A 14,306-nucleotide genomic window follows, 5' to 3' on the forward strand; every position below is an offset into this window, starting at 1 on the left:
GGATCGAGGGGCACATAGACGGCGCCCGCCAGCAGCACCGCCAGCTGGGCGAAGATGGCCTGGGGGCTGCGGGCCAGCATGACCCCCACCTTGTCGCCGGGGGCGACGCCTGCGGCCTGCAGGGCGGCCGCCATCTGTTCGGAACGGGCCAGCAGCGCCTCGTAGCTGACGCTCGCCTCCCCTTGTATCAGGGCAATCTTGTTCGGGGTCTGGGCGGCGAAGTGGCAGAGCGCCTCCAGCACGGGGCGCACCTGGAGAGCTTCGTGGGCTGGGCCAGAGATCAGGGCGGATTGGCGCTGCTCGGCCAGCCAGTCGGCCTTGAGGGTCCCCAGGGTCTGGGCGGGCTCGGCCAGCCAGCGTCCCAGCAGGGCAAAGAGGGTATCGGCGATGGCTGCCAGATCGGCCTGCTGGTAGCAGTCGGGGTTGGCGTCCAGATCCAGTCTGGGCTGACCATCGACGCCGACCTGCACCTCGATGGTGAGATCCTCCACCGGGCCGGCGCTGATGTTGAGAATATGGGCAGATAGCGGCCCGAAGCGGCGAGCGTGATCGAACGGCATGATGTTGACCAGGGGGCCGAACAGGCGTTTGTCTCCCCCCACCAGGCCAAGGTCGCGGCGCAGCAGCTCGTAGCGGTAGTGCTGGTGCTTGCGCACCCCGCGCTTGGCCTTGGCCACGGCGCCGGCGGCCCCCGCCAGACTCAGCTCTTCACCAAGCGCCAGCGCCAACGGGGTGATGTTCATCTGCATGCAGGGCACGGTCAGCGACGCCGAGCCGATGCGGTTCATCATCATCAGGCCGAGCAGGGTCTTATCCTGGCCGCTCGACAGCGACAGCTGGGCCGAGAGGCCGGCCAGCAGCAGATCGGGCCAGCCCAGCTTGTGCTCGTCGGCAAAGCTGGTCAGGGATTGCCAGAGAGCCGCCGGCAGCGGGCGGCTCTCGCGAATAAACTCGGCGGCGATGGGGGCGCGGGCCTCGCCAAAGGATTTCACCTCGGGCCAGCCTTGCAGCTGCTCCTGCCAGAAGGCGCGGGCGGCGTCGTTCTTGCCGCTCTGCTCGCGGCTCGCCTCTTCTGCCAGCACCTCCGCCAGAGAGCCGAAGGGAGATGGGGAGTTCATCTCACCGGCCAGCCCCTCTGCATACAGTTCGGCGATGCGCTGGAACAGCAAGGTGGTGCCAAAGCCGTCGAGGGCGATGTGGTGCACGCAGCTGTAGAGATAATCGCGGCCGGGGCCGCGCAGCAAGGCGAAACGGCAGGGCGCCTCTTGGGTCAGCTCGAACGGGCGGCGCAGATCGGCCCAGGCCCAGGCGCGGGCCAGCGTCTCGTCATCGTGCTCGAGGGAGACCTCTTCATAGGCCAAGGGCAGCTCATGCGAGACGAAGCAGACCGCCTCCTTATCGTCTTCGAAGTGGCCCTTGAGCGCCTCGCACTCCCCCACCGCCTTGGCAAGGGCCGCGACCAGCACGGCCGCCTCGACCTTGCCGTCGAAGGCAATGCACTCGGCGGTGTTGAACATCGCTTTGTCGTCGTTCAGCAGATGTCCGGACCAGAGCCCCTGCTGGGGGATGGTCAAGGGGAAGCGGTTCATGGGGTCACCTCCAGCGCCTGGGCTGCCAGCCTGGCCTCGATGAGGCGCCACCAGCCGTTGAGGGTCGGCAGCTTGGCGAGATCCACGAAGCCGAGCTCCACCCCGGCGGCGCGCCACTCGGTGAGCAGGGCCATGATCCGCACCGAATCCAGACCGTAGTCGATGAGGTTCTCGTCGGGATCAAACTCATCTTCGTCCTCGTCGATGTGACTCAGCAGCCGTGCCTTGAGCCCCTCATACGTCAGCAACGGATTGGTCAGGAGCGGATTGGTCTGGGCGGCAGAAGCCGGGGCGAGGGCCAGCACCTCCTCGCAGCGGATCACCTTGCCGCAGCGGGTTGCCACATAGTCGAGCGCCATCTGATGGTCGGCCAGGGAGAAGTCCGCCACCCCGTCCGCCAGGAAGAAGGGCTGGATGTCGCGCATGAAGGCGTCACAGGCGGTCATCATGCAGCCGATATGGCCGTAGATACCGCCGATGATCAGCTGATCCCGTCCCAGCGCTTTGAGCATCTGCTCCAGCTCGGAGCGCTGGAAGGCGCTGTAACGCCACTTGACCAGCACGGTGTCGTCACGCTCCGGGCGCAGCGCTGCCACCACCTGCTGCAGCTCGGGGCTCTTGTTGAGACCCGGGCCCCACATGTCGTTGAGCAAAGCGCGATCTTCAGGGGATTGATCCTTGGGCTGGGCGGTGTAGAAGACCGGGATGCCGAGGGCCTTGCACTGCTTGCGCACGGCGGCCAGCTGCTCGGTGAGCGCCGCGATCAGCGGGCTGTTTTCGCCATAGAAGGCGGTGAAGTACTCCTGCATGTCGTGGATCAGCAGGGCGGCACGTTTGGGATCCAGAGACCAGTCGACCTTGTTGGCCTTCCACTGGCTGGGCATGGCGTAATTGTTCAGGGTTGGGATAGCCATAACGTCATGATTCCTTACTAGTTTTTATGCTGTAGAGGCTGGTTGGCGGCGATGGCGTGCGCAATGCGCGCCCGCAGCCCCTGCTTGTCAATCTTGCCCACCGCCGTCATGGGCAGGGCGTCCAGGGTTTCGAAACGGTCGGGCAGCTTGAAGTCCGCCACCCCGCGCTCGCGCAGAAACTTGCGCAAGGCCAGCGGCTTCAAGGCGGGATCCGTGCTGACGATGAAGGCGCAGCTCTTCTCCCCCATGGCGCTGTCGGGCATGGAGACCAGGGCCGCATGGGTAATGGCCGGATGGTGCAGCAGCTGGTTTTCCACCTCTTCCGCCGCGATCTTCTCGCCGCCCCGGTTGATCTGATCCTTCTGCCGCCCCACCACGGTGAGGTAACCATCGGCATCCTGTACCACCAGATCGCCGGAGCAGTAGAAACCCTCGACATCGAACACCCGGGCGTTGTGAGCCGGGCTCTGGTAGTAGCCGCGGAAGGTATAGGGGCCGCGGGTGTGCAGGGCGCCAGGCTCGCCGGGGGCAACCGGATTGCCCGCCTCATCGAGGATGCGCACCTCGTCGTCCGGGCTCATGGGGCGGCCCTGGGTATGGATCACCTTCTCGTCGGGGTCGTCCAGCCGGGTGTAGTTGACCAGCCCTTCCGCCATGCCGAACACCTGCTGCAGCCGGCAGCCGAGCAGCGGCCCAATCTTGCTGGCCACCGCCTCCCCCAGCTTGGCGCCGCCCACTTGCATCAAGTCGAGGCTCTCGAGCTGAGTGCGCGCAGTGGGGTCCGCTTCCGCTGCCTGCAGCCAGAGGGAGACCGCCGGCGGCACCAGCGAGGTGAGATTGACCCGGTGGCGGGCGATCAGCGGGAAACAGCTGATGGGGCTGGGATCGGATGCAAGCACCACAGTGCCGCCCGCCTCGAATACCCCCAGGGCGCCCGGGGAGCTCAGGGGGAAGTTGTGGGGCGCCGGCAGGGCGCACAGATAGCGGGTATGGGGGCCGAGGCCGCAAATTTCGTTGCTGCGGCGCACGCTGTACAGGTAATCGTCGTGGGTGCGCGGGATGAGCTTGGGGGTGCCGGTGCTGCCGCCGGAGAGCTGGAAGAAGGCCACCTCGTCCCCCGGGGTCGGGCCATATTTCACTGGCTCACTCTCATCCCCCTTCGTCAACCAGCGGGTCAGCCCCAGCTCCCCCCCATCGCCATCCAGCAGCACCAGCTCGGCGCTGATGGTTGTCAGCAGCTCGCTCTCGCGACCCTTGCTCGCAAACAGCGGATGAGCCAGCGAGCCGATAAAGAGGCGCGGTGTGATCTGCTCGGCATAAGAGAGGAGCTCCAGCCGGTTGTGGCTAAAGAGCGCATTGACCGGCGCGATGCCGGCCTTGAGCAGGGCGAAGAACACCAGATAGAACTCGGCCACGTTGGGGAGCTGCACCAGCGCGGTGTCCCCCACCCCCAGGCCGTGGCGGGCCAGACTCGCGGCCAGCCGGCTCGAGGCGGCGTCCAGCTCGCCATAGCTCAAGCGCCGCTCACCGCAGAGGATCGCCTCGGCGTCGGGGGCCAGCTCGCACTGGCGCGCCAGCATGGTGGTCAGCGGCTCGCCGCGCCAATAGCCCTTGGTGCGGTACTGCTGGGCCAATTCGTCGGGCCAGCGGGTATAGGGCAGGAAGTGGTTGAATTGGCTCATTGCGCCACCTCCGGACTCAGGCCCAGTGCCTTGAGCATGGTGCCAAGCTTGGTGCCGGTCTCGGCCCATTCCATGGCGGGATCCGAGCCCGCGACGATACCGGCGCCGGCAAACAGCTCGACCTGATGGCCATCGAGCACGCCGCAGCGGATCACCACGGCCCACTCGCCGTTGCCCTGGTTGTCGCACCAACCGACGATGCCGCTGAACAGGGCGCGCCGGAAGGGCTCCTGCTCGCGGATGAACTGGCGGGCGAGTTCGGTGGGATAGCCGCACAGGGCCGGGGTGGGATGCAGCTGGCAGGCCAAGGAGAGCACCGATGCCTCGCCGCCATTGAGCCGGCCAGCGATGGGTGTGCCCAGATGCCAGAGGGTATCCGTGCTCATCAGCGAGGGATGAGCGGGGATCGCCAGCTCGCGGCAGTGGGGGGTCAGCACCCGGCGGATCTCGTCGATCACCAACTTGTGTTCATGCTGATCCTTGCGAGAAGCCAGCAGATCCCTGGCCACCATTTCGTCTTGCGCCGGCTCGCTCACCCGTCTGGCGGAGCCCGCCAACGGATGGGTGAACACCTCTCCCCCGCTGACCCGCAGCAGCAGCTCCGGGCTGGCGCCCAGCAGGCGGCGACCCTGGCCGAGCGGCAGGGAGAAGTGGAAGGCGTGGGGATTCTGGGCCATCAAACGGGCCATCACCTGCGTAGGGTCGGCGGGCCGGTGCAGGGTAAGGGTGAGTTTGCGCGACAGCACCACCTTGGCGAGCCGACCTTGTGCAAACGCATCCAGCGCCGCACTGACCGAGGCCTGGAATTCGCTGGCCGGCGGGGTGCTCTGCACCGAGATGACCCGGTTGGCCTCGACGGTCTGCTCCACTTCTGTCGCCGGTGTCGGCTCTGTCGGGGCCAGTTTCTCGCCCCGCTCATAACGGCCGGGCACATAGAGGCAGGAAGCCTCTGCCGGGTCGAACGCAAAAGCACCGATGAGCAGGGGGTTGCTCTGGCCGGCAGCCCTGGCGGCATCGAGGGCCAGGGTTATCTGCTGTGCCAGCAGGGGCCACTCGCAGGCGGGGGTGGTGATGGGTTGCCCCAGGTCAGTGGCACTGATCGTGCCCTGACACGAGGTAAACAAGAAATCAGGCGACATCTTCGCCTCGGCAGGTGCGCCATTGTCCATTACTCGAGTCTTCACGTCATACCCTCAAAGAAGATTCAAAATGATAATGATTATCAGTTTGACTTTGTGCGGCGGTAAAATACTCGCTTTGAAATCGCGGGGTCAATGGGATTTTGCATCGTTAAAACAGGAGCTTGTCTGTGGGTATGTCGGGGATGACGCCAGGGCGGGCCTGCTGGCGGTGAAGGGAAATAGCTACTCGAATGAAAACGGATTGCCATCCCCATATGGGGGATGCGACAGAAACCGGTCATAGAGGCCCCACTGGCGGCCAACCCGCTTTGCCTCTAAGATGGCGCCACCTCTTGTGACAGCCCCGAAAATGGAACCCTCCCATGTTGAAACACCTGCTTCTGCTTCCCTTCGCCCTGCTGCTGGCGGCCTGCTCGCTGACCCAGTACAGCGTCAGCGAAGGGGAGATCAACCAGTACCTCAAGGAGCGAGTCGCCTTCGAGAAACAGCTGGGGATCCCCGGCATCATGTCGAGCAAGATCCGACTCGATGACATGCAAAGCCGCATCGGCCGCAGCCAGGCCGACAAGGTCGAGCTGGATGCCGCCGGCGAGCTGCAGGTGGCGAGCCCCCTTGGCAGCCAGCAGATGAAGATCCGCCTCTCCCTGCGGGCACGCCCGGACTATGTGGCGGAGCAAGGCGCCATCTATCTGCGCGATCTCGAATTGCTCTCCGTCAAGACCGAGCCGGCGGACGTGGGCACCGCCCTCTCCCCGCTCTTGCCCACCTTCAACCAGTCCCTCTCCCTGTTCCTCTCCCAGACCCCCGTCTACCGGCTCGATGGCAGCCGCCAGAACGAGGCGCGGATCAAGGAGAAGGTCGAGGCCCTCAAGGTGGAGCCGGGCCGACTGGTCATCCCCTTCAAACTGATGTGACACCTGCCGCCGCGCCTCTCCTCTTCACCCCACCGGGGCGCGGTTTTTTTCTTCTCAAGCCCCGCCCTTTGCCCCATAATGCACACCATTCTCATTTAGATTCATGAGAAGCGTCATAATAAAATCAACAATATGGTGAGAAGGACATGAGAAAAACCGTACTGGTGCAGGCGATCGCCTGCGCACTCCTCAGCAGCGCTGCACAGGCTGCCGTCAAGGTGGAGGACAAGACGTTCAACACCGCCGCCAACATGCTGGCCTACACCGAATTCGAGCTCTCCGGCGAGCCGCTGGCCGAGGCCCTCGGTCTGGATCTGGATGTGCTGGACGCCAACCGCGCCGACGAGCCGACCCCGTTCGACTTCGCCGCCGGCATCGAATCCTATGAATACTCCGAAGAGGCAATGTACGCCCTCAACTACCAGTCCGGCATGGGCCCCCATCTGGTAAACGGGCCGCAAAACCAGGCCCGTGGCGGCACCCTGGCCGACCTGGGCAAACGGGTACTGGCCATGGCAGAGGCCGTCGGCTTCCCCGCCGATGAAATTCCCCAGGGCATGTATCCCCTCTCCCTGCCCTACGCCTCCGCCAACCCGGAGTTCGCCCAGGCCGTGAACGCCACCCCGGTCAACGGTGACCAGATCACCATCAAGACCGCCAAGGGCAACGAGAAGAGCGTCAAGACCCAGGTCCCCGCCTACTTCCGCGACTACGCCACCCTGCGCTGGAGCGGCAGTGACAACCTGCTGGTCCCGGCCGCCGTGGGCGGCATCCTGCTCAAGGAAGTGATGTGGTCCCAGGATTTCCTGGGGGGCATGCACGTGGCCGAGACCGATGAAGAGGTGGAAGCCGCGTCCGCCACCATGGATCAGGACGGCAAGCACAAGCTGGGGGTTTCTGCCGCCGACGGCTTCAACGGCATGATGCTGACCGAGCAGTCCATCGACAAGCTCGCCATCCTGCAGGGTCAGCTCGGCTTTGACGGCAAGACCCTGGGCGCCAAAATCACCCCGCAGTACGATCCGGCCAAGGGGGTTGTCTACTTCCCTCATCAGGTGAAGGTGACCGAGACCAGCAAGAACGACGCCGGTGCCATCGGCAAGCTGGAGGTCGTGGACGGCTCCGCCCAGTTGCGCGACGCCTGGATGCTGCTGTGGCCCCTCTCCGAGTTCTACGCCTTCAGCGATCAGCGCACGGCCAACACCAATCAGAACCCGGCCTTCCACGCCGTGTTTGACGGTACCCCGTTCGCCGCCGCTCCGGCTGCCAACCAGACCAACGATCTGGGCAAGGCGGTGGCGGGCAGCGATGCCTTCTCCCTGGCCCTGAACCTCTCCAACCTCACCTTCAAGAACCTGCTGGCCCTGCACTTCGAGCCCAAGGCCGGCACCCTGGTCGACAGCTGGCAAGCTGGCAAACAGGCCGGGCACGTCACTACCTTCGACGCCGCCTACGCCCTGGTCGCCCTGCAGATCTTCCAGCGCGCCCAGGATGCGCTGCCGGTGGGTTACGCCGCCGGTGACAATGGCGAGCTGAACCTCAAGACCCCACAGGGTGAGCAGGCGATCGCACTGGTCCGCAAGCAGGCCGATTTCATCCTCGCCAACCTCAAGGGCAAGAACGGCCTGGTCCATGACGGTCTGACACTGGGCGGCAAGCTTGACGCCGGTCAGTCCATCGACGCGCAGTTCGCCGCCATCCGCGGCCTGACCGCCGCCTTCCTGGCCACCTCGGATGCCAAGTACCGCACCGCGGCGCGCGAGCTCTTCATCGCCGCCGACAAGGCCTACTTCAATGCCAAGGCCGGTACCTGGCTCGCCGGCAAGCAGGGTGAATACACCCCCTGGACCCAGGCCGCCATCTCCGGCGCCCTGCGCTCCGCCATGCTGAACCTGCGCAACGAAGGGGCCGAGAAGGCACCCGAGCTGGAGCTGGCACAGCTGACCCAGCGCTACGTGAGCTGGTTCCGCGGCACCGTCAACGGCGGCATGCAGATGGCCGAATGGGTCGGCGACTCCGGCGAGAACGTCATCGAGGGTGCCGGCAGCGACACCGACGAAGATGGCGTCCCGCAAGTGACCGCCGCCGGTGGCAAGCATGGCACCGCCATGGTGATGGCCGGCAAGGCCCTGGTCAGCGAGAAATAAATCGACCACCAATAGAAAGGGAGCCCAGGGCTCCCTTTTTTTGTCTGTGTCGACGAGGTTAGCCGAGCTTGGCCAGCATCGGCTTGGTCACCAGCACGATGCCCTGCTCGGAGCGGTAGAAGCGGCGTGCATCCTCGTCCGCGTTCTCCCCCACCACCAGGCCGTCTGGCAGCTTGCACCCCTTGTCCACCACCACCCGGCGCAAGCGGCAACCAGCCCCGATCTCGACCCCGGGGAAGATCACCGCCTGATCCAGGGTACAGAAGGAGTGCACCCGCACGTTGGTGAACAACACCGAGTTGAGCACGAAGGAGCCGCTCACGATGGAGCCCCCCGCAAACATGGAGTTGATGGTCATGCCGTGCTGGCCGTTTCTGTCCTGCACGAACTTGGCCGGGGGCGACATGTTCTGGCTGGTCCAGATGGGCCAGTTCTCGTCATAGATGTCGAGCTCGGGCACCACGGAGGCAAGGTCCATGTTCGCCTCCCAGAACGAATCCAGGGTCCCCACGTCGCGCCAGTAGGGTTTTTGCCCCTCCTTGGCCCCGACACAGGACATGTTGAACGGATGGGCAAAGGCCTTGCCCTCCCCCACGATGCGCGGGATCACGTCCATGCCGAAGTCGTGCTTGGACTCCTGGTTGTGGATGTCCTCTTCCAGCAACTGGTAGAGGTACTCCGCCTCGAAGATGTAGATGCCCATGGAGGCCAGCGAGCGATCCTCGCAGCCCGGCATGGCAGGCGGATTGGCCGGTTTCTCCACGAAGGCGCGGATCTTGCGTTGCTCGTCGATGTCCATGACGCCGAAGGCCGATGCCTCGCAGCGCGGTACCTCGATACAGGCCACCGTCACCTTGGCGCCGAGGCGCACGTGATCGAGCAGCATGGCGGCGTAGTCCATCTTGTAGATGTGATCCCCTGCCAGCACCACGATGTACTTGGGACCGTAGTCACGGATGATGTCGACGTTCTGGTAGATGGCGTCTGCGGTGCCGCGATACCAGTGCACCTCGTCCACCCGCTGCTGGGCGGGCAGCAAGTCGATGAACTCGTTCATCTGGTAGCGCAGGAAAGACCAGCCCGATTGCAGGTGGCGCAACAGACTGTGGGACTTGTACTGGGTCACCACACCCACCCGGCGGATGCCGGAGTTGATGCAGTTGGAGAGCACGAAGTCGATGATACGGAATTTGCCGCCAAAGTGGACGGCGGGCTTGGCGCGGTTATCGGTCAACTGCTTCAGGCGGCTGCCCCGTCCCCCTGCGAGCACCAAGGCCATACTCTGATTCAATAGTTGCCGTGCTTTGGCGGTGTCTACGGGTTCTAGCAACATATCTACCTCTGCTCTGTTGGGGCTGTTTTCAACCCATCTTCGCTTTTTTTACAGACCATGAAAGTGTTTTCACTCACATTTAGTTGCATTCCGCCGGCGCTTTATCGTGGAGTTGCGTGAGTACTCATGTTTTGCGCCAGCGACTTGGTTAGAATTTCTACATCATGAACATCATCAAGGATGAAACGATGTTGAATAAACATGAGGGAAACCTGCTGCTGGTCAGCGCACTGGTCTGCATTCCCATGCTGCTGTTGCAGGGAGTGCTGCTCGCCCCCCCCGCCTCACCGCTCACCCTGCTGCTGGTCCTGATGACCACCCTGACGGGATTCGCCCTGCAGCTCTTTCTCACCCACAGCGTGCGCCGTGGAGAAAAGGCGAGGCAGGAGCAACGCTGGCTGCTGGCGCTGCAGCAGCGGGATCCCGCCATGCTCGACAGCGTACAGGCACAAACGGCTCTGCGCCAGCTCCTTGCGTCCTTCAATGAGGCCGAGATCGATGCCCACCGCCAGATCACCGAATTGCACAATCAGGCGACCCGGGACGAGATGACGGGGCTTGGCAACCGCCACGCCTTCCGGCGCGATCTGACCGAGCTGCTGCAACAGGAAAACACCCAGACCGCCATCCTGGTGCTCATCCGCGCCACCGAGCTCGGGACCCTCAACGCCCAGCGCGGCTTCCAGTCCGGGGATGCCTACATCCGGGACATCGCCGCCCTCATCAGCCACACCGTCAGCCGCTTCCCGGGCCACCGGGTCTATCGCATCTCGGGGGCCGATTTTGCCGTCCTGCTGCCCCCCCTGGCCCAGATCCCGCCCCATCTGCTGGGACGGGATCTGAAGCTCGCCTTCGATCGCTATCAGCACGATCACGAGCTCGAGAGCGCCGCCTACTCGGGCATGACCCGCTTGAGCAGCGAGCAGAAGATAGAGGCCATTCTGGCCCGGGCGGATCTCGCGCTGGCCCGCGCCCAGACAGAGGTGGTCAATGGCTGGGCCATCCAGCAGAACGACGAGGTGGTCGAGGTGCAGGGTCAGCGTCACTGGACCCAGGTGCTGACCGATCTACTGGAGCAGGAGAGCGTCAACTTCACCTGCCAGCCCATCCAGCCCCTGCATCGCGGCATGCTCGCCTATCACGAGATCTATCCCCGTTTCAGCAGCAGCGACGGCACCGTGCTGCCAAGCGATACCCTGCTCGCCATGGCGCAGCGGCTGGATATGGTACTACGCCTGACCCAGATGGTGATCCGCCACGTCATCCGCCAATACCGCGCCTTCGGAGGCCACAACAGCCGATGGGGTCTCAATCTGCCGGGCTCCCTGCTGCAAAACAGCGCCTTTCTCATCTGGCTGGATCACCAGTTGCAAAAAGACCCCGACATCGGGGCCAACCTGGTGTTCGAGCTCGACGAGGAGCACCTGGAGCGCAACCTGACCGGGTCCAGGCGGCTGTTCGAGCTGCTCAGGCGCCACGGCAGCCGCTCGGCCATCTGCAACTTCGGCAAGGGGATCGGCTCCTTCAGCCTGTTTCGCGAGCTCAAACCCGACTACATCAAGCTGGACCCCGGTCTCATCACCGAGCTGGAGCAGGATCTCACCAACCAGCAGTTCGTGCGGATGATCGTCGACGTCTCCCATCGCATGGGCTGCCTGGTGATCGCAGAAGGGGTGGAACAGATAGGCCAGAAGCAGATGCTGCAGAGCATGTATGTGGACGGCTTGCAGGGCTACCTCATCGCCCGGCCCCAGGAACTGGGACCGGAGATCGGTCAGATGGGGATCTTCACGGAGACGGTTTCAGCTTCAACAGGGTCAGAATGATGTCGTTGAGCTGGCGATAACGCTCCAGCTCCTTCTGATCGTAACGGGTCGCCAGCATGGTCGGGTTGTGGCGATGCTTGAGGTAGCGGTTGATCTGCAGGCGGTTGAACCCGGCCACCTTGTAGATCTGGCCGAGCAGGGCATTGAGCTCGTCGTCCGCCAGCCCGGCCCGGGTCAGGTAATCGGGTTGGGACGGGCTCTCCTGGCGGGCAGTGACCTTCTCCAGCTGGCCACGCTCCTGCAAATAGGTGAGCCACTGCTCCACGTAGAGCGGCTTGCAGCCCCCCAGCAGATTGAAGTACCCCACGGCATCGCAGCGGCACCCGCTCAGCAGCACCAGGGCCAGCTCGTCGCTGTCACACTGAAAGCTCACCGGGCCGCTCTGGCTCCAGTCCAGCGCCTGCACCTGGATCCTCCCCTGCGCCCCCGCCTTCGTGGTCACGTCAAAGACAAACATGGCACCTCCCGATCGGCAAAGGGTTGATGATGACCCATCCCCGGGACGGGTGCAAAGGCAAATCACCTTTTCATGGCCCATGGCGGCCATAAAAAAACCGACCCCCTTCCGGGGGCCGGCTCATCACAATCCGGCAGGACGGCTGACTCAGGCGTCCAGTTCCACCAGCGCCTTGGCCAGTTCGATGGGCTCGAGCTCCTGGCCTTCCAGATCGGCGTTCCAGTTCGGGCCGACCAGCACGTCGTCCTCGTCCAGATCGTTGATCCAGATGTCCAGGAACTCTTCGAGCTCGATCACTTCCGGCTCGTAATCCGCCCACTCGTCCACGCAGTGCAGGCGGGCATCCCCTTCGGCGGACCAGAGCGGCATCACGTCCGCATCTTCGAACTCGGCGGAGCGGCACACCACCCAGTCTTCACCGTAGCGCAGACCCCACACCTGACCCGACTCGCGGACTTCTTCGATGAACAGCTGGAAATTGGCGTCAAGATTGTCAGTTAGTTTGCTCATGGGGTCTCTCTCTTGCAAAGCAATGGCAGGCTGTCGGCCAGGGCTGGCCGAGAATGGGGCAGATGGTGTCCCAAAAGCCCCCCAGACTCAAGCCTTATCCCGAAAAAGCGGGGAGAAAGGCCGTCAGATGCGATATTTCGCCACCAGGGCCCCCAGCTCGTCGCAGGCCAGCGCCAGTTGCCCGGATGCCTGCTCGGTCAGCCGGTTTTGGGCCAGGGCATCCGCCGCCAGCTGAGTGATGGCCACCAGCCGCTGGTTGATCTCCTCCGCCGCCCGGCTCTGCTCCGCCGCCGCCGTGGCAATCTGCCCATTCATGGCAGTAATGGTGTGGACGGATCCATCGATGGCATTGATGGCGACATCCGCATCGCCGGCCCTGTCCGCCGTCGCGCGGGAGAGCTGCTGCAACTGGCTGATGCCGCTGACCACCTTGCCGGCCCCCTCCTGCAGCCGCTGGATCATCTGCCGGATCTCGTCGGTGGAGCTGTGGGTGCGGGTCGCCAGGGTACGCACCTCATCGGCGACCACCGCAAAGCCGCGCCCCTGCTCCCCGGCCCGTGCCGCTTCAATGGCGGCGTTGAGGGCCAGCAGGTTGGTCTGCTCCGCCACCCCGCGAATGACGTCGAGCACGGAGCCAATCTGCTGAGTCTCCTGCTCGAGGCGGCTCACCGCCTGCACCGTCTCCACCATTTCGTCCGCCAGCTGGCTGATGGACTCCCGGGTCTGGACCACCACCTCGCGGCCATGCTGGGCCAGATTGAGGGCCGAGTCCGCCGCGTCGGCGGCCTGGGCCGCGTGCTGGCCCACTTCGCGGCTGCTCACCGTCATCTGCTCCATGGCGCTGGCCACCCGCAGGGTATCCTGCTCCTGGCCGGTGACGATGGCGCCGGTACGCTCCACCACCTCGGCCAGCTGGTGGGCATGCACCCGGTTCTGATCCGCTATCTGCTGGCTGCGGGCCACCAGCTGCGCCATCTGGCTGGCGAAGAGGTTGAAGTTGATGCTGAGCTGGCTCAGCTCGTCACGCCCAGACTCTGGCAGACGTACCCGCAGATCCCCCTCCCCCCTGGCGATGTTGCCAAGGGCCGAGACCGAGCGGGAGAGGGGCACGACGATGCTGCGCACAATGAGGCCGACCACGGCAAACAGCAGGAGGGCCAGCACCAGCCCGATCCCCAGCAGGGTGTGCAGCACCTCTCGGTACTGGGCCTCGACGTCGTCCACATAGACGCCGGTGCCGATGATCCAGTCCCAGGGGGCGAAGCGCTTGATGTAGGAGATCTTGCGTACCGGTTCGTCCACCCCCGGCTTGGGCCAGTAGTAGGCCACCTCCCCCGCGCCCTGGGCCCGGGCCAGATCGGCGAAGGCGACGAACAGCCTGAGCCCCTGCTTGTCCTCCACCCCGGAGAGATCCTTGCCGTCCAGCTCGGGTTTCATGGGGTGCATCACCATGGTGGGGTGGCTGTCGTTGATCCAGAAGTAGTCATCGTTGCCGTAACGCAACCCCTTGATCAGCGCCAGCGCCTCGGCCTTGGCGCTTGCCTCGTCCAGCTCCCCCTTGCGTACCCTGGCTTCCAGCCCCGCCACCAGGCTGTAGGCGGTCTCCACCTGGGCCTGGGTCTGGCGGCTCTTCTCCCCCATCAGCCCCTGCTGATAGATCTGCAGGCAGAAGAACAGCAGCAGTCCCAGCAGCGCCAGCACCATCAGGGTCACCAGCGACAGACGCCGACCGATACTCCATTGTCTCAACATACCCTCGCCCCGCAGCAGCTACATATCCTTAACACAAGGT

Annotated in this window: 10 protein-coding genes and 1 pseudogene; 3 read left to right on the plus strand and 8 right to left on the minus strand. The window is 64.4% G+C overall.

Going from position 1 to position 14,306, the window contains the following annotated elements:
• The 4 genes and pseudogenes from amoF to AACR77_RS14425 all read right to left on the minus strand — a co-directional run.
• Positions 1-1,589, minus strand: a pseudogene (amoF, locus tag AACR77_RS14410) (amonabactin biosynthesis non-ribosomal peptide synthetase AmoF); the annotation flags it as partial.
• On the minus strand, positions 1,586-2,503 hold the full coding sequence (gene amoB, locus AACR77_RS14415) for an amonabactin biosynthesis bifunctional protein AmoB (protein WP_042882431.1): 918 nt from the start codon (positions 2,501-2,503) through the stop codon (positions 1,586-1,588). The pseudogene amoF and the gene amoB, both read right to left, overlap by 4 nt.
• A gap of 17 nt (positions 2,504-2,520) precedes the next feature.
• Positions 2,521-4,185 (minus strand): amonabactin biosynthesis (2,3-dihydroxybenzoyl)adenylate synthase AmoE, encoded by a 1,665-nt coding sequence (gene amoE, locus AACR77_RS14420; RefSeq protein ID WP_042882432.1) that lies wholly within the window; start codon positions 4,183-4,185, stop codon positions 2,521-2,523.
• On the minus strand, positions 4,182-5,354 hold the full coding sequence (locus tag AACR77_RS14425; protein WP_180321032.1) for an isochorismate synthase: 1,173 nt from the start codon (positions 5,352-5,354) through the stop codon (positions 4,182-4,184). Before AACR77_RS14425 ends, amoE begins: the two co-directional genes overlap by 4 nt.
• A gap of 335 nt (positions 5,355-5,689) precedes the next feature.
• Here AACR77_RS14425 and AACR77_RS14430 point away from each other — a divergent pair, with 335 nt between their 5' ends.
• Together AACR77_RS14430 and AACR77_RS14435 are read left to right on the plus strand one after the other, a co-directional pair.
• The gene (locus AACR77_RS14430) at positions 5,690-6,241 is read left to right on the plus strand and encodes a lipoprotein (protein WP_039038906.1); all 552 of its coding nucleotides are present in this window, start codon (positions 5,690-5,692) and stop codon (positions 6,239-6,241) included.
• Between the two features lie 146 nt (positions 6,242-6,387).
• Complete coding sequence (locus AACR77_RS14435; protein WP_042882434.1) at positions 6,388-8,388, plus strand: hypothetical protein; 2,001 nt, start codon at positions 6,388-6,390, stop codon at positions 8,386-8,388.
• Between the two features lie 58 nt (positions 8,389-8,446).
• On the opposite strand, the gene glgC is transcribed toward AACR77_RS14435, so the two are convergent.
• Positions 8,447-9,721: a glucose-1-phosphate adenylyltransferase gene (gene glgC, locus AACR77_RS14440; RefSeq protein ID WP_039038908.1), complete on the minus strand. Its 1,275-nt coding sequence runs from the start codon at positions 9,719-9,721 to the stop codon at positions 8,447-8,449.
• Positions 9,722-9,909: 188 nt separating this feature from the next.
• On the opposite strand from glgC, the gene AACR77_RS14445 reads away from it, so the two are divergent.
• A complete protein-coding gene (locus AACR77_RS14445) occupies positions 9,910-11,547 on the plus strand; it encodes an EAL domain-containing protein (RefSeq protein WP_042882435.1) in 1,638 nt (545 codons plus the stop codon).
• Here the strand turns inward: AACR77_RS14445 and AACR77_RS14450 are convergent.
• The 3 genes from AACR77_RS14450 to AACR77_RS14460 form a co-directional block, all read right to left on the minus strand.
• On the minus strand, positions 11,510-12,004 hold the full coding sequence (locus tag AACR77_RS14450; RefSeq protein WP_010674428.1) for a hypothetical protein: 495 nt from the start codon (positions 12,002-12,004) through the stop codon (positions 11,510-11,512). The genes AACR77_RS14445 and AACR77_RS14450 overlap by 38 nt on opposite strands.
• A gap of 147 nt (positions 12,005-12,151) precedes the next feature.
• On the minus strand, positions 12,152-12,514 hold the full coding sequence (locus AACR77_RS14455; protein WP_010674427.1) for a DUF2750 domain-containing protein: 363 nt from the start codon (positions 12,512-12,514) through the stop codon (positions 12,152-12,154).
• A 123-nt stretch (positions 12,515-12,637) separates the two neighbouring features.
• A complete protein-coding gene (locus AACR77_RS14460; RefSeq protein ID WP_039038910.1) occupies positions 12,638-14,266 on the minus strand; it encodes a methyl-accepting chemotaxis protein in 1,629 nt (542 codons plus the stop codon).
• Positions 14,267-14,306: the final 40 nt, after the last annotated feature.

Origin of the sequence: Aeromonas sp. ZOR0002, assembly GCF_963866995.1 — a bacterium.
In the GTDB taxonomy this organism is placed as follows: Bacteria; Pseudomonadota; Gammaproteobacteria; order Enterobacterales; family Aeromonadaceae; genus Aeromonas; species Aeromonas caviae.